Origin of the sequence: Streptomyces sp. NPDC102283 (assembly GCF_044766265.1) — a bacterium.
Taxonomy (GTDB): domain Bacteria; phylum Actinomycetota; class Actinomycetes; order Streptomycetales; family Streptomycetaceae; genus Streptomyces.
Genome location: NZ_JBIWLQ010000034.1, coordinates 24,557 through 50,320, shown reverse-complemented (window position 1 = coordinate 50,320; position 25,764 = coordinate 24,557). Strand labels below are relative to the sequence as shown.

General features: G+C 70.0%; 24 protein-coding genes and 1 rRNA gene. 13 read left to right on the top strand and 12 right to left on the bottom strand.

From position 1 onward, the window contains the following. A 5S ribosomal RNA gene (gene rrf, locus ACIRJT_RS37830) occupies window positions 1-74 on the top strand; the annotation flags it as partial. A 97-nt stretch (window positions 75-171) separates the two neighbouring features. Here rrf and ACIRJT_RS37825 read toward each other — a convergent pair. The 4 genes from ACIRJT_RS37825 to ACIRJT_RS37810 are packed head-to-tail and all read right to left on the bottom strand — an operon-like array spanning window position 172 to window position 4,006. Then, window positions 172-837 (bottom strand): response regulator, encoded by a 666-nt coding sequence (locus ACIRJT_RS37825; RefSeq protein WP_403918889.1) that lies wholly within the window; start codon window positions 835-837, stop codon window positions 172-174. Further along, window positions 834-2,150, bottom strand: a complete 1,317-nt coding sequence (locus tag ACIRJT_RS37820; RefSeq protein ID WP_403918886.1) for a sensor histidine kinase — start codon at window positions 2,148-2,150, stop codon at window positions 834-836. Before ACIRJT_RS37820 ends, ACIRJT_RS37825 begins: the two co-directional genes overlap by 4 nt. A gap of 18 nt (window positions 2,151-2,168) precedes the next feature. After that, a complete protein-coding gene (locus tag ACIRJT_RS37815) occupies window positions 2,169-3,032 on the bottom strand; it encodes an ABC transporter permease (protein ID WP_403918882.1) in 864 nt (287 codons plus the stop codon). Beyond that, complete coding sequence (locus ACIRJT_RS37810) at window positions 3,029-4,006, bottom strand: ABC transporter ATP-binding protein (RefSeq protein ID WP_403918879.1); 978 nt, start codon at window positions 4,004-4,006, stop codon at window positions 3,029-3,031. Before ACIRJT_RS37810 ends, ACIRJT_RS37815 begins: the two co-directional genes overlap by 4 nt. A gap of 253 nt (window positions 4,007-4,259) precedes the next feature. On the opposite strand from ACIRJT_RS37810, the gene ACIRJT_RS37805 reads away from it, so the two are divergent. Next, window positions 4,260-4,820 carry a GNAT family N-acetyltransferase gene (locus ACIRJT_RS37805; protein WP_403918877.1) on the top strand — a complete coding sequence of 187 codons (561 nt, stop codon included), beginning with the start codon at window positions 4,260-4,262 and terminating at the stop codon, window positions 4,818-4,820. Between the two features lie 57 nt (window positions 4,821-4,877). Here ACIRJT_RS37805 and ACIRJT_RS37800 read toward each other — a convergent pair whose 3' ends face one another. The 6 genes from ACIRJT_RS37800 to ACIRJT_RS37775 form a co-directional block, all read right to left on the bottom strand. Then, a complete protein-coding gene (locus ACIRJT_RS37800; RefSeq protein ID WP_403918874.1) occupies window positions 4,878-6,509 on the bottom strand; it encodes a type IV secretory system conjugative DNA transfer family protein in 1,632 nt (543 codons plus the stop codon). A 1-nt stretch (window position 6,510) separates the two neighbouring features. Beyond that, complete coding sequence (locus tag ACIRJT_RS37795; RefSeq protein WP_403918872.1) at window positions 6,511-7,929, bottom strand: ATP-binding protein; 1,419 nt, start codon at window positions 7,927-7,929, stop codon at window positions 6,511-6,513. A gap of 207 nt (window positions 7,930-8,136) precedes the next feature. After that, window positions 8,137-9,687 (bottom strand): SCO6880 family protein, encoded by a 1,551-nt coding sequence (locus ACIRJT_RS37790; RefSeq protein WP_403918869.1) that lies wholly within the window; start codon window positions 9,685-9,687, stop codon window positions 8,137-8,139. Beyond that, window positions 9,684-11,030 (bottom strand): hypothetical protein, encoded by a 1,347-nt coding sequence (locus ACIRJT_RS37785; RefSeq protein WP_403918867.1) that lies wholly within the window; start codon window positions 11,028-11,030, stop codon window positions 9,684-9,686. The genes ACIRJT_RS37790 and ACIRJT_RS37785 overlap by 4 nt, the downstream gene beginning before the upstream one ends. Further along, window positions 11,020-11,889 (bottom strand): hypothetical protein, encoded by an 870-nt coding sequence (locus ACIRJT_RS37780; RefSeq protein WP_403918864.1) that lies wholly within the window; start codon window positions 11,887-11,889, stop codon window positions 11,020-11,022. The genes ACIRJT_RS37785 and ACIRJT_RS37780 overlap by 11 nt, the downstream gene beginning before the upstream one ends. Window positions 11,890-12,070: 181 nt before the next feature. Beyond that, window positions 12,071-12,379, bottom strand: a complete 309-nt coding sequence (locus tag ACIRJT_RS37775) for a hypothetical protein (RefSeq protein ID WP_003968086.1) — start codon at window positions 12,377-12,379, stop codon at window positions 12,071-12,073. A gap of 723 nt (window positions 12,380-13,102) precedes the next feature. On the opposite strand from ACIRJT_RS37775, the gene ACIRJT_RS37770 reads away from it, so the two are divergent. The 7 genes from ACIRJT_RS37770 to ACIRJT_RS37740 all read left to right on the top strand — a co-directional run bounded on the left by ACIRJT_RS37770 (window position 13,103) and on the right by ACIRJT_RS37740 (window position 21,429). Beyond that, window positions 13,103-13,510 carry a hypothetical protein gene (locus tag ACIRJT_RS37770; protein ID WP_403918861.1) on the top strand — a complete coding sequence of 136 codons (408 nt, stop codon included), beginning with the start codon at window positions 13,103-13,105 and terminating at the stop codon, window positions 13,508-13,510. Continuing rightward, window positions 13,507-15,327 carry an alpha/beta hydrolase gene (locus tag ACIRJT_RS37765; protein WP_403918900.1) on the top strand — a complete coding sequence of 607 codons (1,821 nt, stop codon included), beginning with the start codon at window positions 13,507-13,509 and terminating at the stop codon, window positions 15,325-15,327. The genes ACIRJT_RS37770 and ACIRJT_RS37765 overlap by 4 nt, the downstream gene beginning before the upstream one ends. A gap of 80 nt (window positions 15,328-15,407) precedes the next feature. Further along, window positions 15,408-15,884, top strand: a complete 477-nt coding sequence (locus ACIRJT_RS37760; protein WP_403918858.1) for a hypothetical protein — start codon at window positions 15,408-15,410, stop codon at window positions 15,882-15,884. A gap of 230 nt (window positions 15,885-16,114) precedes the next feature. After that, the gene (locus ACIRJT_RS37755) at window positions 16,115-18,556 is read left to right on the top strand and encodes an alpha/beta hydrolase (protein ID WP_403918856.1); all 2,442 of its coding nucleotides are present in this window, start codon (window positions 16,115-16,117) and stop codon (window positions 18,554-18,556) included. Then, the gene (locus ACIRJT_RS37750) at window positions 18,553-19,137 is read left to right on the top strand and encodes a hypothetical protein (RefSeq protein ID WP_403918853.1); all 585 of its coding nucleotides are present in this window, start codon (window positions 18,553-18,555) and stop codon (window positions 19,135-19,137) included. Before ACIRJT_RS37755 ends, ACIRJT_RS37750 begins: the two co-directional genes overlap by 4 nt. 151 nt (window positions 19,138-19,288) lie before the next feature. Next, window positions 19,289-20,284, top strand: a complete 996-nt coding sequence (locus ACIRJT_RS37745) for an NlpC/P60 family protein (RefSeq protein WP_403918897.1) — start codon at window positions 19,289-19,291, stop codon at window positions 20,282-20,284. Window positions 20,285-20,697: 413 nt separating this feature from the next. After that, window positions 20,698-21,429 carry a phosphatase PAP2 family protein gene (locus ACIRJT_RS37740; protein ID WP_403918851.1) on the top strand — a complete coding sequence of 244 codons (732 nt, stop codon included), beginning with the start codon at window positions 20,698-20,700 and terminating at the stop codon, window positions 21,427-21,429. A 178-nt stretch (window positions 21,430-21,607) separates the two neighbouring features. Here ACIRJT_RS37740 and ACIRJT_RS37735 read toward each other — a convergent pair whose 3' ends face one another. Next, entirely contained in the window at window positions 21,608-21,910 is a 303-nt protein-coding gene (locus ACIRJT_RS37735) for a hypothetical protein (protein ID WP_403918848.1), read from the bottom strand. A gap of 201 nt (window positions 21,911-22,111) precedes the next feature. On the opposite strand from ACIRJT_RS37735, the gene ACIRJT_RS37730 reads away from it, so the two are divergent. Beyond that, a complete protein-coding gene (locus ACIRJT_RS37730) occupies window positions 22,112-22,972 on the top strand; it encodes a hypothetical protein (RefSeq protein ID WP_403918845.1) in 861 nt (286 codons plus the stop codon). Between the two features lie 216 nt (window positions 22,973-23,188). Continuing rightward, complete coding sequence (locus tag ACIRJT_RS37725) at window positions 23,189-23,392, top strand: hypothetical protein (RefSeq protein ID WP_403918843.1); 204 nt, start codon at window positions 23,189-23,191, stop codon at window positions 23,390-23,392. 42 nt (window positions 23,393-23,434) lie between these two features. Here the strand turns inward: ACIRJT_RS37725 and ACIRJT_RS37720 are convergent, their stop codons facing one another. Beyond that, on the bottom strand, window positions 23,435-23,818 hold the full coding sequence (locus tag ACIRJT_RS37720) for a metal-sensitive transcriptional regulator (protein ID WP_403918841.1): 384 nt from the start codon (window positions 23,816-23,818) through the stop codon (window positions 23,435-23,437). A gap of 304 nt (window positions 23,819-24,122) precedes the next feature. Between ACIRJT_RS37720 and ACIRJT_RS37715 the strand changes: the two genes are divergently transcribed. Continuing rightward, a complete protein-coding gene (locus tag ACIRJT_RS37715) occupies window positions 24,123-24,743 on the top strand; it encodes a DUF47 domain-containing protein (protein WP_007449359.1) in 621 nt (206 codons plus the stop codon). Between the two features lie 5 nt (window positions 24,744-24,748). Next, window positions 24,749-25,747, top strand: a complete 999-nt coding sequence (locus ACIRJT_RS37710) for an inorganic phosphate transporter (protein ID WP_007449360.1) — start codon at window positions 24,749-24,751, stop codon at window positions 25,745-25,747. The last annotated feature ends 17 nt before the right edge of the window (window positions 25,748-25,764 follow it).

The following is a 25,764-nucleotide window of genomic DNA, read 5'->3' as shown; positions in this document are numbered from 1 at the left end:
ACCCGGAAGCTAAGCCTTTCAGCGCCGATGGTACTGCAGGGGGGACCCTGTGGGAGAGTAGGACGCCGCCGAACAATTTTTCCGGGAAAGCCCCGCACCTTTTGGTGCGGGGTTTTTCTGCGTTCCGGGACGGATCAGCGGGCCAGGAGATCCGTCCCGTCCATACAGCGCTCACATCGGGGCGACCAGGCGGGTGTCGTAGGCCAGGATGACCGCCTGGACACGGTCCCTCGCGCCTGTTTTGGCGAGGATGCGGGTCACGTGCGTCTTCACCGTGGACTCGGCGAGGTGGAGGCGGGCGGCGATCTCCGTGTTGGACCAGCCCTGGCCGATCACGGTGAGGATCTCCCGTTCCCGTTCCGTCAGCGCGGTGATGCGCGGGTCGGCTGCGGCCGGTGCGCCGGGTGTGGCCGGGAGGTGGTGGACGTAGGCGTCGAGGAGGCGGCGCGTCAGGGTCGGGGCGACCACCGCGTCACCGGCGGCCACCGCGCGGATACCGGCGAGGAGTTCTTCGGGCAGGGCGTCCTTGACCAGGAAGCCACTGGCTCCGGCGCGCAGACCTTCGTACGCGTACTCGTCCAGGTCGAACGTCGTGACGATCAGGATGCGGGTCCTGGCTCCCGACGTGGTGATGCGCCGGGTCGCCTCGATGCCGTCCAGGCCCGGCATGCGGATGTCCATCAGGACGACGTCCGGGTGGTGGCGGGCGACCAGGCCGGCGGCTTCGGTGCCGTTGCCCGCCTCGCCGACGACCGTCATGTCGTCCTGGCTCTCCAGCAGCATGCGGAAGCCGAAGCGCTGCATCGGCTGGTCATCCGCGATGAGTACGGTCGTCACGAGTGCGTGTCCTCCAGGGGAAGGCGGAGTCGTATCTGCCATCCGCCGTGGTTCGGCAGCGGGCCGGCCTCGACGGTGCCGTCGTACAGCGCGGCGCGTTCCCGCATGCCCATGATGCCCTGGGCCGGCAGAGCGGCTCCCTCCGCGTCCGCGGTCGTGCCGGTTCCGGTGCCGGTATCGGTGATGCGGGCATCCAGGTGGGTGCGTGCGTAGGTGAGCGTGACCGTCGCGGACGTGGGCCGGGTGGCGTGCTTGAGGGTGTTGGTCAGGGCTTCCTGCACCACGCGGTACACGGTGAGTTGGCGGCCCGGGGTGAGCGACTGCGGTTGGGGTTCGCCGTGGAGCTCCAGGTGGACGGGCAGGCCTGCCCGGCGTACGCGTTCGATGAGGGGGGCCAGTTCGTCGAGCGTCGGCTGCGGGGCGCGCTCTGCCTCGGGGCGGTCGTCGCGCAGGACGCCCAGGAGGCGGCGGAGTTCGGACAGGGCCTGCCTGCTGGTGGAGCCGATGGCTTCCAGGGCCTGGCCCGCGCGCTCCGGGTTCTTCCGTGCCGCGTACGCGCCGCCGTCGGCCAGGCCCGTGATGACGGACAGGTTGTGGCCGATGATGTCGTGCATCTCCCGTGCGATGCGGGTGCGTTCGGCAGCGGCGGCGAGCCGGGCCTGCTGGTCGCGTTCGTGTTCCAGCCGGTGGGCGCGCTCGACCAGGGCCTCGGTGTATTCGCGACGGGTGCGTACCGCGATCCCCAGCAGGACGACGAAGAGCAGGCCCCAGACGTACGAGACCACTTGCTGGCCCCAGACGGAGGGGATGCGGACGCCGACGGCCACGACCGGGGCGAGGAACAGCGCAGCCGCGGCCCCGACCGTACGGAAGGAGGAGCGCAGGACGGTCCGGAACACCGGGATCAGCTGGAGGAGCGCGGCCTGGACCACGGCGCCCGTCCAGATGTTCACCAGGGACGCCGGGGCCATGAGCACCAGTACGGCCATGGGGTGCGTCCGGCGCCACAGCAGCGGTAGCGAGAAGCAGAGGCTCATCAGGAGCACCAGCGGTTCTGACGCCGTCACGTCGTCGCGTGCGACGTTCCGCCAGCCGCCGGAGGTGTAGTCGAGCACCGCAGCCACGACCCAGAACCCGGTCACCGCCGCGTCCCAGACCCGTGGCCGGCGTCGGTCGAAGGCGCGGAGGCGGTCCAGGGCGTCGCGGATGATCCGGGTGAGAGGGGCCGTGCCGTCGGTGGCAGGGGGCGGGGGTGGTGCTGGGGCGGCGTCGGGCGCCGAGGGTGTGCCGGCGGTCCGGGGGTGGTCCGTCACCTGGTCGCTCCTCGTGGGTCAGACGTCGCGGCGCTTGAGCACCAGCGCTGCCGCGGCCAGTGTCGTGCCCGCCCACAGGGACAGGGCGAGCAGGGCGGGGCCGGGGGAGACGGTGCCGGGGATGGGGGTGGCGGAGCCCAGGGCACCGGCGGCCTGGGTGGGAAAGTACATGATGGCGCGCTCGACGGCGTCGTACGGGAGCATCCCGAGGATCTCCGGCAGGATCATCACCCCGCCGATGAACGCGCCGATCGCGCCGGGCACCGAGCGCAGCAGTGCGCCGAGACCGAGAGCGAGCAGGCCCAGCAGGGTGAGCGCGGCCGCGTTCCCCGCCAGGGCGCGCAGGATGCCCGGGTCGGTGAGCGAGGCGGCCTGGTCGGTGTCGTGGAGGAAGGCCTGCGCCGCCGCGAACGTGACCAGAGCCGTCGCGAACATGACCGTGAAGACCGTGGCGGCGAACACCGCGGCCTTCGCCCACAGGACGGGGAGCCGGGCGGGTACGGCGGTGAGCGAGGAGCGGATCATGCCGGTCGCGTACTCGCCGGCGGTCATCAGGATGCCCAGGACGATCAGGCACAGCTGGCCGAGCAGGCTGCCGTACAGGGTCAGGACGATCGTGTCGACGTCGGAGTCCCCGCCGCCGGAGGTGTAGGTCCCGCCCATGATCAGTCCGACGCCCAGGACCATCACGACCGCCGCGGCGACGCTGATCCAGGTGGAGCGCAGCGAGTGGAGTTTGTGCCATTCCGAGCGCAGGATCCGGGGCGCGGTGATGCGGTACTGCGGTGATGGTGACAGTGACCGTGGTGACAGTGACAGTGACGGTGGTGACGGCGGTGTGGTCGGGCCATGAGACTGAAGGGTGGGCCGGGTCGTGGTCATGCGGCTGCTCCGGTGAGTGGGGAAGAGGCGGGAGTCGCCGGTGAACGCTGCTGCGGCCGGTGGTCCACCGATTCCTGGGTGAGGTCCATGAACGCCTGCTCCAGCGACACGGTCTGCGGGGTCAGTTCGTGCAGCGTGATCGTGTGGGCTGTGGCCACGCCTCCGATGTGCGCCGCGTCCACTCCTCGGATCCGGAGTTCGTGGGCCGCCGGGGCTTCGGCGGTGGGGACGCGGGCGGCGGTGATGGTCACGCCCGGGCCCTTCAGATGTGCGCTCAGTTCGTCCGGCTGCGGGGTGACGACCTTGACGGATGCCCCGCCCGCCGACCGGATCAGCTCGGCCACCGTGGTGTCGGCGAGGAGCCTGCCGCGGCCGATGACGATCAGGTGGTCGGCTGTGAGGGCCATCTCGCTCATCAGGTGGGAGGAGACGAGGACCGTGCGGCCTTCGGCGGCGAGGGAGGTGAGGAGGGTGCGGATCCATAGGACGCCCTCGGGGTCCAGCCCGTTGACCGGTTCGTCCAGGATGACGGTGGCGGGGTCGCCGAGGAGTGCGGCGGCGATGCCGAGCCGCTGGCCCATGCCGAGGGAGAAGCCCTTGACCCTCCGGTGGGCGGCGTCGGTCAGCCCGGCGAGGTCGATGACCTCTTCGACGCGGCGGCGCGGGATGCCGTGGGTGTGGGCGAGCGCCATCAGGTGGTTGAGAGCGGACCGGCCCGGGTGGACGGACCGGGCCTCCAGCAGGGCGCCTACCTGGGTGAGGGGCGCGGGGTGGGTGGCGTAGGAGCGCCCGTTGACGGTGGAGCGGCCGTGCGTCGGGGCGTCGAGGCCGAGGAGCATGCGCATCGTCGTGGATTTCCCGGCGCCGTTGGGGCCGAGGAAGCCGGTGACCGTGCCGGGGTGGACGGTGAAGTCGAGGTCCTGGACGACGGTTCTGTCGCCGTACCGCTTGGTGAGTCCGTGTGCCTTGATCATGCGGTCGACGCTACGGAGCCGGCCCGGCCCGGTCGTCCGACCGGGGGCTGGATGTGGGGCGTGAGGCGTAGTACCGGGGTACGACGGGTGGGGAGGGTGGGTGTGGGGTGTGGGGTGTGGGGGCGTGAGAGTGAGGTGGGGTCGGTGTCGGTCGCTTTGTGGGTGGTGGTGGCGTGGGCATCCCCGGTGGTGGCGGCGGTCGCGGTGGGGTTGGTCGGTTGAACGTCGGGCGGGCGGGGGTGAGGATCGGGGGATGGACTACGTGATGCGTGCGGTGCGGGCCGATGAATGGCAGCAGGTCAGGCAGTTGCGGCTGGACGCTCTGCGGGACCCTGCGGCCCCGGTGGCGTACCTGGAGTCGTACGAGGAGGCCGCGGCGAAACCGGACGCCTTCTGGCAGGAGCGTGCCGCGGCCGCTGCCGAGGGCGGGGGCGATCGTGTCCGGCAGTTCGTCGCGGAGTCACCCGAGGGGGCGTGGGTGGGGTCGGTCACCGTGCTCGTCGAGAGCGCGGAGGACGATGTGCGCTTCGGGGAGGCCCCTGGGGTGGACCAGGCGCACCTGGTCGGTGTGTTCGTCCGGCCCGAGGTGCGGGGGACCGGGGTGACGGACGCGCTGTTCCGGGAGGCCGTCGCGTGGGCCTGGTCGTTGACCTCGCCGCGGCTGGAGCGGGTGCGCCTCTATGTGCACGAGAAGAACCCGCGGGCCGCCGCCTTCTACCGGCGGTTCGGATTCGCCCCCTCCGGGCAGCGGATTCCGGCCCCGGGCGGGCCGGGCGAGGTGGAGCTGGAGTACGTCCTCGGGCGCGAGGAGTAGCGGCGCTCCGGTGCCTTCGTCCGGCGGGCGCTCCGCTGTCTTTCGTCTGGCTTTCGTCTAGTCGGGGCCCGGGGCGGGGGCGTGCAGGCGTTCCTGCCAGCGGGCCCGTCCCTGCTCCAGGGAGCGGAGCAGCACCAGGGTGGGCATGCCTCGGTTCTGGCCGGTCGCCAGCAGTTCCGGGAGCTGGGGAAGGGGCGCCACGGCCGCGATGTCGTCGAGGACGAGCGTCATTGGTGGGTCGAGCCGACCGTCGGATGACCGTGCGGCCATGCGGCGGCCGTGCTCGACCACGTCTGCGGCGAGCGCGGTGAGGAGGGGCATCGCGCCGGGGCGGGAGCGGGGATCCTCGATGGATTCGCCCACCAGATAGAGCGTTCCCCCTTCGCCCGCAAAAGATTCCAGCGCGAGGGAATCCGCTCGGTTCGCCGTGCAGGCCTCGCGGATGTGCACCGTGGACAGTGCGGCGAACGCCCGTACCGTCAGTTCCTGGGCCACTTCGCGGCGTTCGGGATAGGCGGTGAGGGCGGACTCCAGCAGCCCGGCGATTCCGGACGCGGCCTTGGGGTGCGTACGGAGGAGGCGTACCGGTTCGTGGGCGCCGGAGCCGGAGGCCCAGCGGAGGACCTGGCGGAAGGGGCGGCCGTCCACCGCGGCGGCGTGCAGCCAGCACTGGAGGAGCGTCTGCGCGGTGTCGGCCACCGCCGCGTCGATCCAGGCCTGCGGGCGTACCGGGGCGAGCAGGGCGGCGGCGCGTGCGGCGGCGACGTCGGGGAGCTCGCAGCCCGCGGTGGGCGACCAGTGGAGGCGGGCCGGGGTGTCGCAGAGGTGGCCCGGGTCGTAGACGAGGACCGGGCCGAGCTTGGCGCGGGCGTCTTTCGTCTCGGCCCAGACGGTGGGGTCCGAGGTGACGACGAGGGCGGGGCCTTCGGCGTCCTGGACGGCCCGGACGACGGTGGGGCGCCGGGCGGAAGCGGCGGCGTAGACGAGGAGGGGGGTGCGGGGGGAGGGGAGGGAGAGGGCGGGAGGGAGGAGGTGAGAGGGGTCGGAGGGGGCGACTTCCGGGGACATCTCGGAGGTCCTGGATGTCTCGGGGGTCTCGAGAGGCTCGGGGGGCTCGAAGGGGGTGGGTGTCTTTGTGGCCGCGGGAGTGCTTGCGGATGCGGTGGGGTGAGTCTTCGTCGGTGTCGGTGTCGGTGTCGGGTCCGGTGCCGGAGCCGGTGCTTGGGGTTGGATCGGGGGCCGGCTCTGTGCGGGCGGCTGCTTCTCCTGCGCTCCGAAGGCTCGTTCCTCGCGGCGCCGTTCCCGTACGGCACGGCCACGGGCCACGACTCCGAGCGTGAACACCGCGAGGACCACCAGCACCATCAGCTCGCCGATGAACAGGCCCCAGAACAAGCCGTACCCGGAGAGCTGCGCCGGGGGTGTCCCCGGCCAGGCGGCGGCTAGGTCCTGGGGGGCGGTGGCCAGTTCCCGCAGGGCGAGCGGGGACCGGGTGAACGTCACGCCGTCCGGCCAGGACCCGTGGGCGAAGAGCCCGGCCAGGCCGGTGGCCGTCCAGGCGACCAGGGTGGCGGCGAAGAGGAGGCCCAGGAGGCCGATCAGCAGGCCGTCCGGGATGCCGCCGCCCTGGGGCCGGTCGTGTCCGTCGTGATGGGCCGGGCCCCGGCCGCGTGCCGGCTGGCGTGCCATGTCAAGCCACCGTTGACTCTGACGACTCGTTCATCCGTTGCTGGTGCTCGATCCGGGCCGCCCGTTGTTCCGCCTCCAGCTCGGCGGCGCGGATGTCCTCGGGGAGCAGGTCGTCCGTCGACCCCTCGGTCATGGCGCGGTCGGTGAAGACCAGGGGGCGTTCGGCCTCGGTGATCAGGTGTTTGACGACCTGGACGTTGCCGTTGACGTCCCAGACGGCGATGCCGGGGGTGAGGGTCGGGATGATCTCGACGGCCCAGCGGGGCAGGCCGATGACCCGACCGGTCGCTCGGGCCTCGTCCGATTTCTGGGCGTAGATCGTGCGGGTGGAGGCCATCTTGAGGATGGCCGCCGCTTCCTTCGCCGCGGCTCCGTCCACCACGTCGCTGAGGTGGTGGACGACGGCGACGAAGGAGAGGCCGAGCCGACGTCCGAACTTCAGGAGGCGCTGGAAGAGCTGCGCGACGAAGGGGGAGTTGATGATGTGCCACGCCTCCTCGACGAGGAAGATGCGCTTCTTGCGGTCGGGCCTGATCCAGGTGTGCTCCAGCCATACGCCGACGATCGCCATCAGGATCGGCATCGCGATCGAGTTGCGGTCGATGTGCGAGAGGTCGAAGACGATGAGGGGCGCGTCGAGGTCGATGCCGACGGTCGTGGGCCCGTCGAACATGCCGCGCAGGTCGCCGTCGACCAGGCGGTCCAGGACGAGGGCGACGTCCAGGCCCCAGGCCCGTACATCGTCTATGTCGACGTTCATCGCCTCGGCGGACTCGGGCTCCGGGTGGCGCAGCTGCTCCACGATGTCCATCAGGACCGGCTGGCGGTCGGTGTTGGTCGCGGTCACGTAGGCGTGGGCGACCTTCAGGGCGAAGCCGGAACGCTCGTCGAGCCCGTGACCCATGGCGACTTCGATGATCGTGCGGAGCAGGGCGAGCTGGCCGGTGGTGGTGATGGAGGGGTCGAGGGGGTTGAGCCGGATGCCGCCGTTGAGGGCCGCGGTCGGGTCCAGCCGGATGGGGGTTATGCCCAGCTCCTGGGCGATGAGGTTCCATTCGCCGACGCCGTCCTCGCCCTGGGCGTCGAGGACGACGACCTGGCGGTCGCGGAAGCGGAGCTGGCGCAGGACGTAGGTCTTCTCCAGCGCCGACTTGCCGTTGCCGGACTCGCCGAGGACGAGCCAGTGGGGGGCGGGGAGCTGTTGGCCGTACAGCTGGAAGGGGTCGTAGATGTAGCCCTTGCCGCTGTAGACCTCGCGGCCGATGATCACGCCGGAGTCGCCGAGGCCGGGGGCGGCGGTGGGGAGGTAGACGGCCTGGGCCTGGCCCGTCGACGTACGGACGGGGAGGCGGGTCGTCTCCACCTTGCCGAAGAGGAAGGAGGTGAAGGCATCCGACAATGCGGACAGGGGGTCTCGCATGGTGGGGGTGCCCTCTCTTGTTGCGGGGTGTGCGGTTCGGTACGTGCGCTTCGGTAGGTGCGGTTCGGTACTTCGGTTTCGGCACTTCGGTTTCGGTAGGCGCCTTTCGGTAGGTGCCGTTCGGTACGTGTCGTTCGGGGTGGGGCGGTTGTGATCGGGCTTCGCGGCGGCCCCGCGCGTCAGCGGCGCCGTGACGGGACCCGCGCGTCAGCGGCGGATGCCGGTGGCGAACGGGAGCGTGTTCACGAAGGCCCGGTGGTGCTCGCGGTCGCACCACTCCAGCTTGAGATACGACTTGCCGGCCGAGGCGCGGATCGTGCGCTTGTCGCGGGCGAGGGCCTCGGGTGAGCGCGACGACACCGTGATGTACCCCACGAGGTTCACTCCGGCCGCACCGCTGGCGAGATCTTCACCCCGCTGGTCGAGCCGGCCGTGTGCGGCGATGTCGCGGGGGTCGACGGTGCGGTTCATCTTGGCCTGGCGGCTGGCCTCGGCGTCGTCGTTGGTCTTCTCGGTCAGCATGCGTTCGATGGCGACCTCGGTGGGTTCGAGGTCCATGCAGACGGCGACGGTGCGGATGACGTCGGGCGTGTGGACGAGGAGCGGGGCGAGGAAGTTGACGCCGACGGGGGTCATCGGCCATTCCTTCACCCAGGCCGTGGCGTGGCACCAGGGGGCGCGGGTGGTGGACTCGCGGGTCTTGGCCTGGAGGAACGTCGGCTCGACCGCGTCCAACTCGGCGGGCCAGGCGTTGCGCTTGGTCATGGCCTGGATGTGGTCGATGGCGTGGTCGGGGTCGTACATGGAGTGCACGAGGGAAGCCAGGCGGCTCTGGCCGAGCGGCTGGCGTACCCGGATGTCGGCCTCGGCGAGGCGGGCGCAGATGTCGGTGAGCTCGCGGGCCATGACGACGGCGAGACCGGCGTCGCGGTCGAGCTTGCGGCCGCCGTGGGGGCGGGCGGCGCGGGCCATGGCGTTGGCCTCGGCGGCCAGCTCGCGGCTGTAGTGCATGCAGGCGACGAGGTAGGCGCGGTGCTGCTCGCTGGAGGTGGAGACCATGGACTGGAGTTGGTCGTAGGACTCCTGGAGCCAGCCCGGGGACGCCTTGTCGCCGCGCTGGGCGACGTCCTTGGCGTGGGCGTCGGGGTCGGCGGGGAGGGTGCGGGCGAGCATCTGGAGGCGGGTGACGAAGCCGTCGCCGTTGGCCACGTGCTTGAGGAGGGTGCCGAAGCGGTCGACGAGGGCTTCCTGGTCCTCGCTGTCGCGGAGGCCGACGCCGGGGCCCTCGATCTCGATGGCGGCGGTGACGGTGCGGCGGTCGGCGTGGAGGAGCACCGCGATCTCGTCGGGGCCGAAGGGGGCGGCGAGCCAGCTGATCCGGCCGATGCCGGGGGGCGGGCCGATCTCGACCTCACGGCCGTCGCTGCTGACGCCCGCTTCCATGGCGGTGGAGCGGTAGGCGGTGCCGCGGCGCAGGGAGCGTTTGAAGCTGCGGTTGATCTCGAACCACTTGTAGAAGGTCCGGCCCTTGTACGGGACGTACACAATGGCGAGGGCCAGCATCGGGAAGCCCACGAGGCAGACGATGCGGAGGGAGAGGACCGGGACGAGGAGTCCGCTCATCATGCCGAGGAACGCGCCGGCGATGATGAGGGCGATCTCGCCTGTCTCGCGGTTCTTGCCGACGATCGCGTTCGGCCGGGCGCGGCCGATGAGATACGTGCGGCGGGGCGTCATCGTGTGGGACTGGGTCGTCAACGCCCTCCACCTCCTGTGTTCGAGTTACCTGTGGTGCCGAAGCCGCCTCCGCCTCGGGAGGAGCGGCTGCTGTGGGGGGTTCCGGAGGTGGGTGCCGACCCGCTGCGGGGCGAGGGGGCGGCGGATCCGCCGCCTCCGCCGGTGGTGCGGGAGCTGTGGGCGGCGACGCCGCCGCTGGCCGGGTTGGCGGGGCGGGCGCCTCCGCCTCCACCGCTGTTCTGGTCGTTGCGGCCGCTGTGGGTCTTGATGCCCTGGGAGACGAGGGCGGCCGGGGAGCTGATCATGGCGGCGGCCTGGGCGCCGTCGGTGGCCTGCTTGCGGTTGGTGCGGGCGCCCTGGATCTCGTCGCCGAAGCCGGGGACGAAGCGGTAGATCATGGCGGAGGCGAAGATGGCCAGCAGGATGATGGAGAGGCCGGAGACGACGGCGGAGAAGGCGTCGGGGCCGTCGCCCGTGGAGAGTGCTCCGGCGAGGCCGAGGACGATGACGATGACCGGCTTGACCATGATCACCGCGATCATGATGCCGGCCCAGCGGCGGACGTGGCCCCACATGTTCTTGTCGACGAGGCCGGCGTAGACGACGATCCCGAGGAGAGCGCCGACGTAGAGCAGGGCGGCGCGGATGACGAGCTCCAGCCACAGGATGCCGGCGGCGAGGATCGAGACGAGCGAGACGACGATCAGCATGATCGGCCCGCCGCCGATGTCCTCGCCCTTCTTGAGGGCTTCGGCGAACGAGCCGAAGAAGACGTCGGTCTGGCCGCCGGTGGCGGAGGAGATGACCTCGGTGACGCCGTCGGTGGCGGAGACGATCGTGTAGAGGATCAGCGGGGTGAAGGCCGAGGCGAGGACGGTGAGCCAGAGGAAGCCGACGGCCTCGGAGATCGCGGTGGTGAGGGGGACGCCGCGGATGGCCCGCTTGGCTACGGCGAGGAGCCAGAGGACGAGGGTGAGGATGGTGGAGGCCGCGAAGATGACGGCGTACTGCTGGAGGAACTTGGGGTTGGTGAAGTCGACGTTGGCCGTGGACTCGACGGCCTCGCTGAGCTTGCCGACGATCCAGGAGGCGGCGTCGGCGCATCCTCGGGCCAGGGAGGAGAGGGGGTCAGTGGGATTATCGATGTCGTTCGGGGCGCGTGACCCGCTGCGAGCGTTGTCGCCGTCCTCGCAGTAGTCCCGGGCGAGCCCGACAATGAGGTCGCAGGGGTTTTCGCTCTCGCCGGGAGACGGCGTCGGTGTGGGAGCCGCGGAGGCGCGTGGTGCCATGACGACCAGTGCTGCAGGCACCAGTCCTGCAGCACCGATCAGCGCTGGGAGACGGAATCGGCGGCTATCGGGCATAGGTGAAGCCTCCGTACGCGTCAACCGCTGCGGCCATCTCGTCGGCCGTGGAGGCACGGTTGTCACCGTTGACCGGTGTCGGTCCCTCCGTCTGGGTCGACGACGAGATCTTCCAGTCGCCCCCGACCCACTTGAGTTCTTGCGAGATGGTGAACCAGGTCTCGGTCACAGGCTTGGTGGAGCCTTGTCCGGCCAGTCCTACGAGGCCGGTGGACCAGACTTCCACCGTGGCGGCATCGGCTTCCATCTTGACGACCTTCGTGCCGACCGGGACGGTCCGTGAGACGAAAGCCAGCCCGGTGGGCGTGCTGCCATCGGCATTGAGGCCGACATTCTTTAGAAAAGCCTGAGAATAGGCGCGATCCAGGTTGTCCTGAAGCTCCGGAGCCACCGCTGGATCATGCGTTGCCTGAATGATGCTGCGGCGGCTCTCCTTCGAGAACATCTCCGCGGACCCCAGCGCCACCGCATAGTTCGCCGCTGCGCTCTGCGCCCCCTGCTCGTCGTGGGCGAAGCCGGAGGCGATCGTGCCGTTCTTGCCCTGGACGGGCTTGGTGCCGGTGGCCGCAGTGGGGGCGCTTCCTGTGGTTCCGGGCTTCTTGGCGTCCGGGGCGGCGTCCTCGTCGCTGCCACCGCCGCGGTTGGCGAATGCGATGGCGGCGACGAGGAGCACCACGACACCGGTGATCGTCACGAGGGAGCGGGAGTTGCGGACCGGGCGGCGCGCGTGAGGGAGTCCCGTGTCGCCGTCGGGGAGACGGGTGCGGGTCTGACGGGTGCCGCCGAGGGTGCTGTACGGGTCGTCCGTGCGGCTCCCTTGGTCCTTGCCGCGGTAGTCGTGCTCGTCGCCGGGACTCATGCCGCGTTCGCTCCCTCGGTCGTGTGCAGATCCGCGCAGGACGACGGTAGCTGTGCTGGTTGCCGCTTGAGCGCGGTGTGGTGACTCGACATCAGGGAAACGCAACCTCAGCCGGGTGGGCGCGACGGGCGGATGGTGGGGAGCGGGCTGGGACGGCCCGGAGGGGGTGGCCGGCGGTTGGTCAGACAGCCATTCCGTACACGATGGTGAACAGGGTCCCCAGGGAGCCGATGATGAAGACCCCTGTCAGCCCTGCCACGATCAGGCCCTTGCCCTGCTCCGCGCTGAACGTGTCGCGGAGTGCTGTCGCTCCGATGCGCTGCTTTGCCGCGCCCCAGATCGCGATGCCGAGGCAGAGCAGAATGGCGATGGCCATCACCACCTCGATCATGATGCGCGCCTCGTTGCCCAGCGTCCCGAACGGCCCCCAGTCCGGAGCGATTCCGCCGATGATGGTGGTGATGTCGCCCTTCTCTGCTGCCAGGATCATGTAAGTCACCGCCCCTGTTGGGTAGTTCGCTGCCCGTGCCGTACGGCCACGGGTCGCCTTCTATCTTCGCTGATGAAACCGTGCTCGCACGACGCCTTCCCGGGTCTCTTTACCCGGATCTCGCACGTTTGACCGGGGTGGCCGTCCTGACCTGCGGCTCGTCCTGGTTCTTCATGCATGTGCCCAGTTACTCTGTGTATCACGGGGTGTGACCAGGGGCAACGACGATGGCCATGGGTTCCTGACGCGGTTGCAGCGTTCGCGGGGCACGGCGTGTTCGTATGCGCCGTTCGAGAGCCGTCGGTGCGCCGGTCGGCCTCATGTTCGATGCTTCGTCAGGTGTGGTTGGGAAAACGCGCGCTGGGAGTGAGTGGAGACACAGGAGGTGTGGGGCGGGCTGACACAGCCGCAGCCGCAGCCGCAGCCGCAGCCGACGCGGCACGTTCGCCGTGCAGCCGTGCAGCCGTGCAGCCGTGCAGCCGTGCAGCCGTGCGGCTGAGTGACGGCGAGGGGCTGAGTGACGGCGAGGGGCTTGCGTTCGGCCCCCCTTCGTTCGGGTGAACCGCGCGGCGCCACAGGCAAGGGTGCCGTGCTCTGCCCGGCCGGGATTCATGGGACCGGGGGCGTACGACGCCGGGGCTCAGCTGCTTTGCGTACGGCATGTCGCGTACCGCGGATTTGGCACAGTGCCGCTCCACGATCAGGAGGAACGGGGTGAGCGGTGTGGGCGGAGTAACCGTGGTCGGCCAGCCGGACGATGGCTGGGGGCGGCTGGGGGCGTCGGCCGGATCGGCGGGGGCGGCCGAGGGTGGGGATCTTAGGCACAGCGGCGGTCCGTGGCTTCGGGCCGCCGCTGCGGCCGACCAGTTGGTCACACACCTCGGCCCGGTGAAGGGTGAGCTGGAGGCGGCACACCGGGGCGTGATCGCCGGGGCCGGAGCGCTGGACGCGCTGGCCGAACTGGGTGCCGTGCGCGCCTCGTGGGAGCGCCGGATCGAGGAGGCGCGCCGCGAGTGCGGGAGCCTCGCCGGGAAACTGCGGGCCGTCGTCGGGGGCCAGGCGCAAGTCAACGAGGCGGTGAAAAGCGGCTTCGACGGGGTGAAGACGTCGGGTGGTGTCGGCGCGTGGTGAGTGGGCGGAGCGGAGGCGCGGGTTCCGCCCTGACCTGGAGCGCGTTACGTGAGGTGAAGTGCGCCGAACTGGAGGGGGCGGCGGACGGCTGGGGGCGGGTGAGCAACCGTGCCGACGCGGCCCGGGACCGCATCGAGGGCCAGCTCCTGCCGAGCCTGCACGACACGCAGAAGGGGGAGGCGGTGGACGCGGCCGTGGGGCGGTTGCGCAGGCTGGGGACGAACTTCCAGTACGTCTATACCGAGTGCGGGCTGCTGCGGACCACATTGAACAGCCTGGCCCATGAGATCAAGGCCCAGCAGCGTGTGTTGCAGGGGGCGCTGGACGATGCGGCGGCGCTGGGGTTCACGGTGCACGCGGACGGTTCGGTGACGTATCCGGCCGCGGGCGAGGGCCTGGTCGACGGGAAGCCGTTGGCGGGCGGGACGGCGTCCGGGGTTCCGAACCCGGGCATGGTCACCCCTTCGGGGCTCGTGGCGCCCAACCCGAACGCCGGCAAGGCCCAGGACATCGCGGACCGGGTGGCGCAGGCTGTGCGGACGGCGGCTGACGCGGACTGGCGGTACAGCAGGATCCTGCGGTCGCTGAGGGCGCATGAGGGCCTGGGCGTCCCGGCCGCGACGTGGAAGGACGCCGCGTCCGATGCGGCGGCGGTGCGGCAGGCGGCGGGCAGCTACCTGGAGAACGCGATCCCGCACGATGCGAGTCCGGCGGAGCGCAAGGCGTGGTGGGCCGGCCTGACGGACGAACAGCGCGAGGAGTACCTCGCGGTGTACCCGGATCGGATCGGCAACCTGGACGGGCTTCCGGCCCTCGTACGGGATGCGGCGAACAGGGACAACCTTCAGTTGCTGATGGGGAAGCTGGAAGGGCGGGACGACGGGGATTCGGCGACCAAGCTCGCGGCGCTGCGGGAGATCGACCGGCAGCTGCGGGCTGTGCCGCGGGCGGGGGAGCCGCCGATGTACCTGCTCGGGATCGGGGATCAGGGGAATGGCCGGGCGATCGTCTCGTACGGGAATCCTGATACGGCGCGGAATGTGGCGGCTTATGTTCCGGGGTTGAATACCTCGTTGGATGTGGGCTTTGCTGGCGGTGATTTGAAGCGGGCGCGTGATCTGTCCATCGCCGCGAATCAGCATGGTGCGCCTGCCGCTGCCATCACGTGGCTCGGGTATGACGCGCCGCAGTCGCCGGACGGTCTCAGCACTCTTTCAGTCGCTGCGGATGGCAGAGCAGATGAGGGTGGCCAGGCCTTCCGTGAATTCATGGGCGGAATTGAGGTGGCCAATGACAACGAGGATCCGCACTTGACGGCTATTGGTCACTCCTACGGTTCGCGGACCGTAGGGGCGGCTACGCAGCAACACGGTGGAATTCCTGGTGTTGACGACATTGTGTTCGTGGGAAGCCCGGGGGTGGGAGTCGACAGTGCTGATGAGCTGGGGGTAGGGCGTGACCACGTGTTCGTCGGGGCTGCTGCCAACGATGTTGTGACCAAACTTCCAACGAAGGGCGAGTTCGCAGTAGGAACGGCTGGGATGCTGGTCGGCGGACCAGTTGCAGCCCATGTCTTCGGCGGTTTGGCAGACCGAGGGGGTGATGATGTCTGGTTCGGCAAGGACCCGGCCAGCGAAGCTTTCGGAGCTCAGCGTTTCGAGGTAGGGAATGGGTCGCCGCTGGTCGGGGAAGGGAAAGTCACGACCGATGCCCACTCGGAATACTTTGACCCCGAGGTAGATAGAACGTCGGTCGAGAATATGGCATTGATCGCCGCGGGATACCCGAACAGGATTCAGAGAGAAGAGCCACGTTAATGGATAGGGCTCGATTGTTTGTCTTGGTCATCCTCTCGGGGGTGTTGCTGTCAGGATGTTCAGAGGATCGGGGCGGAGATATGGATATGCAGGATGCGGCTGAGCGTGCTGATGAGATGCTTGACAGCGTTCTTGATGAGGTCGAGCCGAGTGTGCTCTGGGTTCACGGGCCGACGACTGCGGGGAACTGCACGGTTACTCGGAGACGGACGGTCATGACGGTTGTCTCTGCCCAGCGGAGAGGAAGCTTTCTGGGGGTGGTGGATCGGTTCTGGCGAAAGAGCGGCTATCGAGTGACGTCCATCAACAGCCATGTCGACGCTCCCGCGATCTACGTGAAGACGCAGGACGGATTCCAAGTGAGTCTGACGGTTGCCGATAAGGGCCAAGTGCACTTCACCGTGGACAGCCCCTGCGTTCGCCGTTCCGAGGTTGCCGACTCCACCAGTCCTCCCACCGCGTTCCTCGATCCGGAAGCGCGGCTCATCCCCCGCCCCAACATCCACTCCGACTTCTGGTCGGCAGGTGCCCCCGAGGGTGCGGCGAGCGGGTCCTGATCGGGGCAAGTTGGCCCAACTGGGCCGGTGTGTGCGGGCTTTGAGCCCTGCATTGGGTCCTGGGGCCCATGTCGTGTCCCCTGCCCGTGTGGTCGCATACGCGGAGTGACTGAACTGTCGCCCGTTCCGCCCACTCACGAGGTAGGGGACTGCTCTTGTCCGGCATACGAAGAAGCGCGGTCCCTGTCGGCGTCGATGTAAGCGCTGCCGTAGCGGATTCGGGGCGGTTGATGCCCCGGCCGTTGCAGGCGGTGCTGATCCTTCTTCACGTTCTCTTCGTGGCCACCCTGGTGGGCGCGATCAGGGCCCTGTCGACGGCGTCCTCGGTGGACGCGGTCGACGGGTACCTTCTCGGGTTGTTGCTGTACGCGTCGTTACCCGGCATCGGTGCCTTCGTGCTGTCGCTGTACGTCCGTAAGGGCGGCGTCCGGGTCTGGTACGGGCTTCTCGCCGTTCAGGCGTGGATCGTCCTCGGCGCCCTCGCGGAGTTGAGCGGTGGGGCCGGGGCGGGAGGTGTCGCCCGGCTGGTGATACCGGTGGCCGCCATCGTGCTGCTGTGCCGGCAGGGGAGTCGTCGTTGGTTCCGGAGCGGTCTGGAGCAGCGGGCCGAGCAACGGCTGTTCAGCTTCGCCCGGATGATGAAGCTTCGTCGCGACGGTGGGCAGACCGCGCTGGAGTATCTGGGCCTCGTCCTCGTGGTCGTCGCGCTCGTCGGCGGGCTGATGGCCACCGGAACAGGCAGACAGCTCACCGCGGAGATCCGTAGTGCGATCTGCGAACTCACCGGTGGCTCGTGCCCGGCGCCGGGGCATGACGTCGTGGCCGGTGGCGGAAGCGCCGACGGCAGCGCGAGCGGCAGCGATACCGGCAGCGGCAGCGATACCGGCAGTGGCAGTGATACCGGTGGCGATAGCGGCAGCGATGCCGGTACCGGTGATTCTTCGGGCGCCGGTGCGGATGGCGGTGCTGGTGGCGGCGGTGACGTCGGCGGTGACGGGTCCAGCCTCACCGGTGGTACCGGCAGCACCGGTACCAGCGGCGCCACCGGAGAGGCCGCGACCACCGGAGGCACCGGAGGCACTGGCGGCAGTAGTGGCAGCAGCAGCGGCAGCGGTGGCGGCGGTCCCCAGGGCAATGCCTCGTCCCCCCAGGGCGGCGACCAGGGTGGCGAACAAGGTGATGACCAGGGCGGCGACCTCTTCCCCCCGAGCGACGCCATCGTGCCGGTCGACGCGGGTAGACCCGCGGGCCCCAACGGCGGCGGGTTCCTCGACGGGTTCCTCGGGGACGGGCTGGGCGGCGACGTGCAAGGGGTCGTCGACGCGGTCCTGCGGCCGGGCGAGAGCGGTCGGCGCATCGTCGACCAGTGGGGGCGTGACACCCAGGGCGCGGGTGAGAAGTGGGATCGGGGCGACTACGTCGGCGCCGTCTGGGACTGGAACAAGGCGGTCGGCGGGGCCGGCGCAGGGCTCGCGATACCCGGCTCGGGTGCGCGGGTCGACGCCGAGGTGCGGGACGCCGAACGCGCGCACCTGAGCGGGCGGATCCCGCAGAACGCCACGCCCGCCGGGAACAAGGCCTGGTGGGACGGGCTCTCGCCGGAGGAGCGCGAACGGTACATCGAGCTGGTCCCGGAGCGGATCGGCAATCTCGACGGCATCCCGGTCCTCGCGCGCGACGCCGCCAACCGCAGGAATCTCCCCGCGCTGATCGACAAGCTGGAGGGGGTCGACACCGACAAGGCCCGCGACCAGCTGGCCGGGTTGCGGGAGATCGACCGGCAGCTCAAGGAGAACGGCAAGCCGCCCATGTATCTCATCGGGATCGGTGACGAGGGCAACGGGCGGGCCATCGTCTCGTTCGGCAACCCCGATGCCTCCCAGCACGTGTCGGCGTACGTACCGGGGCTCAACACCTCGCTCGACGAGGAGTTCGCCAAGAACGACCTCGGGCGGGCCCGGGACACCGCGATCGGGGCGCAGGGGTACGACGACTCCACGGCGTCCATCGTCTGGCTCGGGTACGACGCGCCGCAGCTGCCGGACAAGGACGGGGCGGCGGGCTACTTCGCCGTCATGGGCACGGGACGCGCGGAGAAGGGCGGGGCGGCCTACCGCGACTTCATGGGCGGGATCTCCGTGACCAACCAGAACAAGGACCCGCACATGACGGCCATCGGGCACTCCTACGGGTCCCGGACCGTGGGCGCCGCGGCGGCCCGGCCCGGCGGGATTCCCGGGGTCGACGACATCATCCTGGTCGGCAGTCCGGGGGTGGGCGTCGACCACGCCGTGGACCTCGGCGTCGGCAGCGAGCACGTCTTCGTGGGGGCAGCCGCCAACGACCCGGTGACCAAGCTGCCGTCGAAGACCCAGGTGGTGGTGGGCGGCATCGGGCTGGCCCTGGGTGGCCCCGGTGGGGCCTATCTGGCCGGCGATCTGGCCGATCCGGGTGATGACGACCTGTGGTTCGGGAAGGATCCGGCGAGCAAGGCGTTCGGGGCGCGGCGCTTCCCGGTGGCCGACGGTCCGCCGCTCGTCAGCGGGAGCGGCATCAGTCTGGACTCGCACTCGAACTACTTCAGCCCGGAACGCGACGCCGTGTCCGCGGACAGCATCGCCCTGATCGTGTCGGGCAACGCCGACCGGCTCAAGATGGAGGAACCGAAGTGAGTCGAGCGAAGCGGGCTCTGCCCCTCGGCGCGGTGGTCCTTGCCCTGGGGGTCGCGCTGTCGGGGTGCGGGCGTGAGGACGCAAGCGCGCGCGACGGCGGCGTGAGCACCGGAAAGGAGCGCGGGATGGACATGCAGGAGGCTGCCGAGCAGTCCGACGCGATGCTGGACGCGGTCCTGAAGGGCATCGACCCCGATGTGCGGTGGGCGCACGGGCCGACCACCACCCGCGCCTGCGGTGTGACCCGTCGGCGGGCCGTCATGACCGTCGTCTCCCCTGAACTCCGTCAGACGTTCCTGGACCGTGCGGAGACGTTCTGGCGGAAGCACGACTACCGGATCAAGGCGGTCAACAAGGACGATAAGTTCCCCGCGGTCTACGCGGTCACGAAGAGCGGGTTCGGTGTCAGCGTCTCCTTCCGGGGGAAGGGGCAGGCCTTCCTGGAGGCCGACAGCCCGTGCGTGAAGGAGTCGAAGGTCGCCGCTCCCACCGCCGAGCCGAACGGTCCGGCGTACAAGGACGTCTATCCGCTGCCCCGGCCCAACGTCCGCTCGGACTTCTGGTCGGGGACGGGCGGCTGAGGCCGCGTCACCTCTGGTGCCGGTGAGCCGCCGGCGCCCCCGTGTGCTTCGGGTGCGCCGGTGGTGTGCCGCGGATGACTCGTACACACCGTCGAAAACGGCTCTGAAGCGCGCCCCGATGGGGGATGGTTGAGGGGTGCGGAAATTCTGGGTGTTCGGTGGCATCGGCGTCGGCATGGTCATGTGCTTCCTGGCGCTGCTCGTCGTCGGTACGTACTCGGCCGCCGCCGGTCTCGCCGGGTCGGGGGGCGGTGGTGCCGTCGCGCTGGCCAAAGGGGCGGTCCCGGCGCGGTTCCAGCCGCTGGTGCAGAAGTGGGGCAATCTCTGCCCCGCCATCAACCCGGCTCTTCTGGCCGCGCAGTTGTACCAGGAGAGCGGCTGGAACCCGCAGGCGCAGAGCCACGCCGCCGCGCAGGGCATCGCCCAGTTCATCCCCGGTACGTGGGCCACGCACGGGATCGACGGCAACGGCGACGGCAGGCGGGACGTGTGGGACCCCGCCGACGCGATCCCCTCGGCCGCCTCGTACGACTGCGAGCTCGCCGGGTACGTGAAGAAGGTGCCGGGCGACCCGACGAGCAACATGCTCGCCGCGTACAACGCCGGCGCCTACGCGGTGATCAAGTACGGCGGTGTCCCGCCGTACAGGGAGACGCAGAACTACGTCAAGATCATCCGCTCGCTGGAGAAGAGCTTCGCCCGGCCCGTCGGCCGTGTCGCGCCCTCCCGGCAGGCCGCCGGGGCCATCTACTTCGCACAGAAGAGGCTCGGCACGCCGTATCTGTGGGGCGGCAACGGGACGCCGGAGCAGCAGGGCCGGTTCGACTGTTCGGGGCTGACCCAGGCGGCGTACCGGACCGTCGGCATCGAGCTGCCGCGCGTCGCCAACGACCAGTACAACGCGGGCCCGCATCCCTCGCGGGACGAGCTGCTCCCAGGAGATCTGGTGTTCTTCTCCGACGACCTCACCAACTCCCGTGCGATCCGCCACGTCGGGTTGTACGTCGGAGGCGGCTATATGATCAACGCGCCGTTCACCGGATCGGTCATCCGGTTCGACAAGATCGATACTCCGGACTACTTCGGTGCTACACGGGTCACCAAGGACGGTGCCGCCGCCCTTCCGACGGATCTGCCCACAGGGTGACGGATGTCTCCCGGATGTCCTTCCCGCACGCCCCTCGGCGTCCCCCGGTCTCTCCCGGCGCTGCCGTACGGGTGTACCGTCCGGAGCTTCCGGAGCGGCCAAGGGTGCTGACGGGCAGTCGGCCGTGGCCGGAACTCTCTGTGAAGCCTGGGCCCTGAGCTGCGATGACGAGTCACTCTTCGATAACGTCATGGTGATCATTCGGTGGAGAGCGGAACGCACACGGCGGCCGGGCCGTTCCCTGGACGGGGGACGGGAACGGCATGCGCACTGACCATGCGCCGCGGTGATGCAGTACAGCGATGCTGTGCAGTGCGGTAGCGGACAGCACCGGACACGGGGGTTCGACCACGGCGGCGTGCAAGGACGCGCGTCGCAGCAGAAGAAGCAGACAAGGCAAGGGGCCGCAGCAGATGGCTGGACTCGAACTCGACGGGTCGAACCCGGACGTCAGTCTGCTCTACGACATCAACGGTCTCGCGAAGGCCGCTCCGACCTGGTTCGACCGGGTCATGGAGTTCGTCGGCGAGTACGGGATCATGTTCGGCCTGGTTCTGCTGGGCCTGTGGTGCTGGTGGAGCATGCGCAAGCGCGGGACGGCCGAGGACTCGGTGACGGCTGCCGCCGCCATCGTCTGGGCGCCGCTCTCCGCCGCCATCGCGATCCTCATCAACGTCCCGATCCGCGGTTTCGTCGAACGGCCGCGGCCGTTCTTCGACCACGACGGCCTTGAGGTCCTGATCCACGGCAAGACGGACTTCTCGTTCGTCAGCGACCACTCCACGCTGGCGATGGGCATCGCGGTCGGCATCTTCGTGGCGAACCGGAAGTTCGGCTTCGTCGCGATCGGCCTCGCGCTCTTCGCCGGTTTCAGCCGGGTCTACATGGGCGTCCACTACCCGACCGACGTGATCGGCGGGTTCGCCCTCGGTACGGCTGTCACCCTGCTCCTGGCCCCGCTCGCCATGGCCCTGCTGACCCCGCTGATGGCGGCGGTCGCCCGCTCGCCGCGTGTGGGCTGGTTCGTCCGGTCGAAGAGCGCTGCCGTCGCGTACGCGGACGAGCACGGTGAGTCGAGGGGCATCCCCGAGCCCAGGCCCGGTTCCGGACGGGGCGACCCGGGGGAGAAGGACCTGGCCGCCTGACGGTCTCCGTCAGCCCCGGCAGCCCCCGTCGATCTCGGTCGACCTCGGTCCCGCCTCCGTACTCCGGCCGCTCTCCCTCGCCCTTCTCCTCAGCTGATCGAACGGTTCTCCCGATCCCCCCGGACGCCTGTGAGCGTCCGGGGGGATCGTGCTTCGAGCAGGTCCCGCGGCGTGTGGGTCAGGGGGTGGCGAGGTGATTCGCGGCGTCGGTACGGGCCAGGTCCCGGGACCTGCGTGCCGGTCCCGACCAGCCGCAGGTGCAGCGGGCCAGGCAGAACGAGCCGCGTTCGATCGTCGTGGCGCTGTGCCCGGGCGGCGGGCCTGGAGGGGGAGGGGAAGCCGGGGCGGAGGCGGGCGGCGGACCCGCGGCGGTGCCCGCCGGGGCCACGACGCGGGCCACCGACGGAACGGGAGCCGGGGCTGCCCGGACGCGGGCTCGGAGGGTGGTGGTGCGGGCCGGGGCGGGGGGATCCTCATGCACCCGACCACGGTACTGGCCACAGCCGGCGAACGGGGGGCCGCGCCCGGGGCCTCCGCCCGCAGGGCGCCGAACCGGAGACGGAGCCCACGCTCCCCCGCCGGGCCGCAACGCGCCGGGGGCGCGTGACGGGGGGCGGCGGCCGTCGTTATGCGGGGCGGGTGAGGGCTCGGCCGGGCGGTAGTCGTTGGGGGTTGGCAGGCGATGGTGGTGCAGCAGTACAGGGACGGAGGCGGGGCCCGTGCTGTTCGCGCCCTCGCCGTGGCCGGGGCGATCGCGGTCAGCGCGGGGTGCCTCGGCGGGGACGGGGGGAGCGGCGCGAGCGACGGTTCCGGGCAGCGCTCCGTGGCCGCCGATCGTCCGCTCGATCTGCTAGGCCGGGCGGCGGACGTCCTCGTCGAGGCGGGCGGCGCGGAGACCCGTACGTCGATGGAGACGGCGGCCGGCGGGACGCGGGTGACGATCCGGGGGCAGGGCTCCTACGACTTCCGCCGGCAGTTGGGGCGGCTCAAGGTGGTGCTGCCCGAGGAGGCCGCGGGTGCGGACGGCCACCGGCCGATCACCGAGCTGCTGGCCCCCGGGACGCTGTACATGAAGAACCGCGGCGCCGGGGTGCCCGACGACAAGTGGGTCAGGATCGACACGACCACGTTGAAGGACGGCAACCTCCTCACCGGTGGGGTCACCGACCCGATGGCGGCGGCCGAACTGCTGCGCGGCGCGGCCGATGTGACCTACGCGGGGAGTTCCGAGCTGGCCGGGGTGACGGTGCATCACTACCGGGGGGTCGCGGATCTGGGCCGGGCTGCCCGGGCCGCGTCGCCGCAGTCGCGCGGGGCCCTGCGCGCGGCGGCGAAAGGGTTCAGCAAGGACGCCGTCCCGTTCGACGCCTATCTGGACGAGGACGGCCGCCTGCGGAAGGTCCGGCTCCGGTTCACCTTCTCCGCCGAGGGCCCGGAGGTGTCGGTGGTCTCGACGCTGCTGCTGTACGGGTTCGGGCTGCCGGTCACGGTCACGTTGCCGGACGAGGACGCCATCTACACCGGCGAGATCCGGCAGGGGTGAGCCCAGGACCGGCCGATCGGCCGATCGATCGTCAAGCGGTCAAGCGGTCAACCGGCTGACCAACCGGCCAACAGGCCGGAACGGGCCGGGTGGTGGGGCCGGTTGTGAGGGGGCGCAAAATGGTCCGTCCGTGCCATGCGCGGCGCCTGTCCCGCTCCCTAGGCTGGGAAGCCGGTGTGCCAGGGGCCGGTGACGGCCGGGAGACGGCAGAGAGAGGTGACGCAGGTGGTGACGCTCAGCGCTCCGAACGCTCAGGACTGTGTGGCCCTCGACGAGATCGAGCTGTGCGGCGAGTTGATGATCGCCGCGTCGGCGGCGGGCGAGGAACGCCTCAGCCGCGACCGGATCGACGAAGTCCTCGACGTACGCGGTGCGGAGTGCTGGGCGACGGTCCCCCGGCAGGCCGCTCGCCGGGGGTGACGCCCGCTCCCTCCGCACCGCCACCGCGCACGGGGTCGCGCCTCAGGTACGGAGCAGGCGGGCGATGGCCTTCGTGGCCTCCTCGACCTTCGCGTCGACCTCCCCGCCGCCCTTGACGGCCGCGTCGGCGACACAGTGGCGCAGGTGCTCCTCCAGCAGCTGGAGGGCGAAGGACTGGAGCGCCTTGGTGGACGCCGACACCTGGGTGAGTATGTCGATGCAGTAGACGTCCTCGTCGACCATGCGCTGGAGGCCGCGGATCTGGCCCTCGATGCGACGGAGCCGCTTGAGGTGCTCGTCCTTCTGGTGGTGGTAGCCGTGAATGCCGCGGTCGTGGTCGGTGACGATGTCCACAGGCGCGGTCGCCCCCGCGTCCGGGGCCGCCACGCCCGTTGATTCCGTCCCTGTGGTCCCGGTCGTGGTCATCTGCGTCCTCCCGTTGTTGTCCTCTAAGTGTCCCTGTCGGAACGCGGAAATGCGGAATCGCGGGTCCGCTGCTATGTCGTCGGGGCCGGGGCCGGGCGGGTTCGCCGCCCTGCCCCGACCCGTCGCACCCTGCCGTCCTTATACCCCTGCCGGGTATATCGTAACGAATCCTGCCGAAACGTGACCGGGGGTCCGTGCTGATCGTCGTGTCCGATGGGCGACACTGAAGAACGCCGGTTAGCCGTGGCCGGATGATGCGCCTAGCATCAGCCTGACCGAATCCAAAGCATCCCGAGGACCCCACGTGCGCTTTCGTCTGACCCCCAGGGAGACGAGCTTCTACGACATGTTTTCCGCGTCCGCGGACAACATTGTCACGGGCTCGAAACTCCTGATGGAACTGCTCGGGGCGGATTCTGCCTCCCGAGTCGAGATCGCGGAGCGTATGCGGGCAGCGGAGCACGCGGGGGACGATGCCACCCACGCGATCTTCCACCAGCTGAACTCCTCCTTCATCACGCCGTTCGACCGTGAGGACATCTACAAGCTGGCGTCCTCGCTCGACGACATCATGGACTTCATGGAGGAGGCCGTCGACCTGGTCGTCCTCTACCAGGTCCAGGAGCTCCCCAAGGGCGTCGAGCAGCAGATCGAGGTGCTGGCCCGGGCGGCGGAGCTGACCGCCGAGGCCATGCCGGGGCTGCGGACCATGGACAACCTCACCGAGTACTGGATCGAGGTCAACCGTCTGGAGAACCAGGCCGACCAGATCCACCGCAAGCTGCTGGCCCAGCTCTTCAACGGCAAGTACGACGCCATGGAGGTGCTGAAGCTCAAGCAGATCGTGGATGTGCTGGAAGAGGCGGCTGACGCGTTCGAGCACGTCGCGAACACCGTGGAGACCATCGCGGTCAAGGAGTCCTGAACCTCGTGGACACCTTTGCGCTGATCGTGACCATCGGTGTCGCGCTCGGCTTCACGTATACGAACGGCTTCCACGACTCGGCGAACGCCATCGCCACCTCGGTCTCCACCCGGGCGCTGACCCCGCGTGCGGCTCTGGCGATGGCGGCGGTGATGAACCTCGCCGGAGCCTTCCTGGGCCAGGGGGTCGCCAAGACCGTCAGCGAGGGCCTGATCGCAACGCCCGTGGGGCAGAAGGGGATGGGGATCCTGTTCGCGGCGCTGGTCGGCGCGATCATCTGGAACCTCATCACCTGGTACTACGGCCTCCCCTCCTCGTCCTCGCACGCCCTGTTCGGCGGCATGGTCGGGGCGGCGCTGGCCGGCGGCACGGACGTCATCTGGTCCGGGGTGCTGGAGAAGGTCGTCATCCCGATGTTCATCTCCCCGTTCGTCGGCCTGATCGCCGGCTATCTGGTGATGGTCGGCATCATGTGGATATTCCGGAAGTCCAACCCGCACAAGGCCAAGCGCGGCTTCCGGATCGCGCAGACGGTCTCGGCGGCGGGCATGGCGCTCGGCCACGGCCTCCAGGACGCGCAGAAGACCATGGGCATCGTCGTGATGGCCCTGGTCATCGCGGACGTCGAGGGCCCCAACGACGAGATCCCCGTCTGGGTCAAGATCGCCTGTGCGCTGATGCTCTCGCTGGGCACGTACGCGGGCGGCTGGCGCATCATGCGGACCCTCGGCCGCAAGATCATCGAGCTGGACCCGCCGCAGGGCTTCGCGGCGGAGACGACCGGCGCCTCGATCATGTTCGGTTCGGCGTTCCTGTTCCACGCGCCGATCTCGACGACGCACGTCATCACCTCAGCGATCATGGGCGTCGGGGCCACCAAGCGGGTGAACGCGGTGCGCTGGGGCGTCGCGAAGAACATCATCCTGGGCTGGTTCATCACCATGCCGGCCGCGGCGCTGGTCGCCGCGCTCAGCTACGGAGCGGTTCTCCTGCTCTTCGGCTGAGCCGCAGCGTCGCGATG

Bases quoted from the DNA above. Each gene is read 5' to 3' on its own strand.
- ACIRJT_RS37815 (WP_403918882.1), bottom strand. From the start codon at position 3,032: ATGACCACGACCCGGCCCACCCTTCAGTCTCATGGCCCGACCACACCG.
- ACIRJT_RS37810 (WP_403918879.1), bottom strand. From the start codon at position 4,006: ATGATCAAGGCACACGGACTCACCAAGCGGTACGGCGACAGAACCGTC.
- ACIRJT_RS37805 (WP_403918877.1), top strand. From the start codon at position 4,260: ATGGACTACGTGATGCGTGCGGTGCGGGCCGATGAATGGCAGCAGGTC.
- ACIRJT_RS37800 (WP_403918874.1), bottom strand. From the start codon at position 6,509: ATGGCACGCCAGCCGGCACGCGGCCGGGGCCCGGCCCATCACGACGGA.
- ACIRJT_RS37795 (WP_403918872.1), bottom strand. From the start codon at position 7,929: ATGCGAGACCCCCTGTCCGCATTGTCGGATGCCTTCACCTCCTTCCTC.
- ACIRJT_RS37785 (WP_403918867.1), bottom strand. From the start codon at position 11,030: ATGCCCGATAGCCGCCGATTCCGTCTCCCAGCGCTGATCGGTGCTGCA.
- ACIRJT_RS37780 (WP_403918864.1), bottom strand. From the start codon at position 11,889: ATGAGTCCCGGCGACGAGCACGACTACCGCGGCAAGGACCAAGGGAGC.
- ACIRJT_RS37775 (WP_003968086.1), bottom strand. From the start codon at position 12,379: ATGATCCTGGCAGCAGAGAAGGGCGACATCACCACCATCATCGGCGGA.
- ACIRJT_RS37760 (WP_403918858.1), top strand. From the start codon at position 15,408: ATGGATATGCAGGATGCGGCTGAGCGTGCTGATGAGATGCTTGACAGC.
- ACIRJT_RS37755 (WP_403918856.1), top strand. From the start codon at position 16,115: ATGCCCCGGCCGTTGCAGGCGGTGCTGATCCTTCTTCACGTTCTCTTC.
- ACIRJT_RS37740 (WP_403918851.1), top strand. From the start codon at position 20,698: ATGGCTGGACTCGAACTCGACGGGTCGAACCCGGACGTCAGTCTGCTC.
- ACIRJT_RS37730 (WP_403918845.1), top strand. From the start codon at position 22,112: ATGGTGGTGCAGCAGTACAGGGACGGAGGCGGGGCCCGTGCTGTTCGC.
- ACIRJT_RS37720 (WP_403918841.1), bottom strand. From the start codon at position 23,818: ATGACCACGACCGGGACCACAGGGACGGAATCAACGGGCGTGGCGGCC.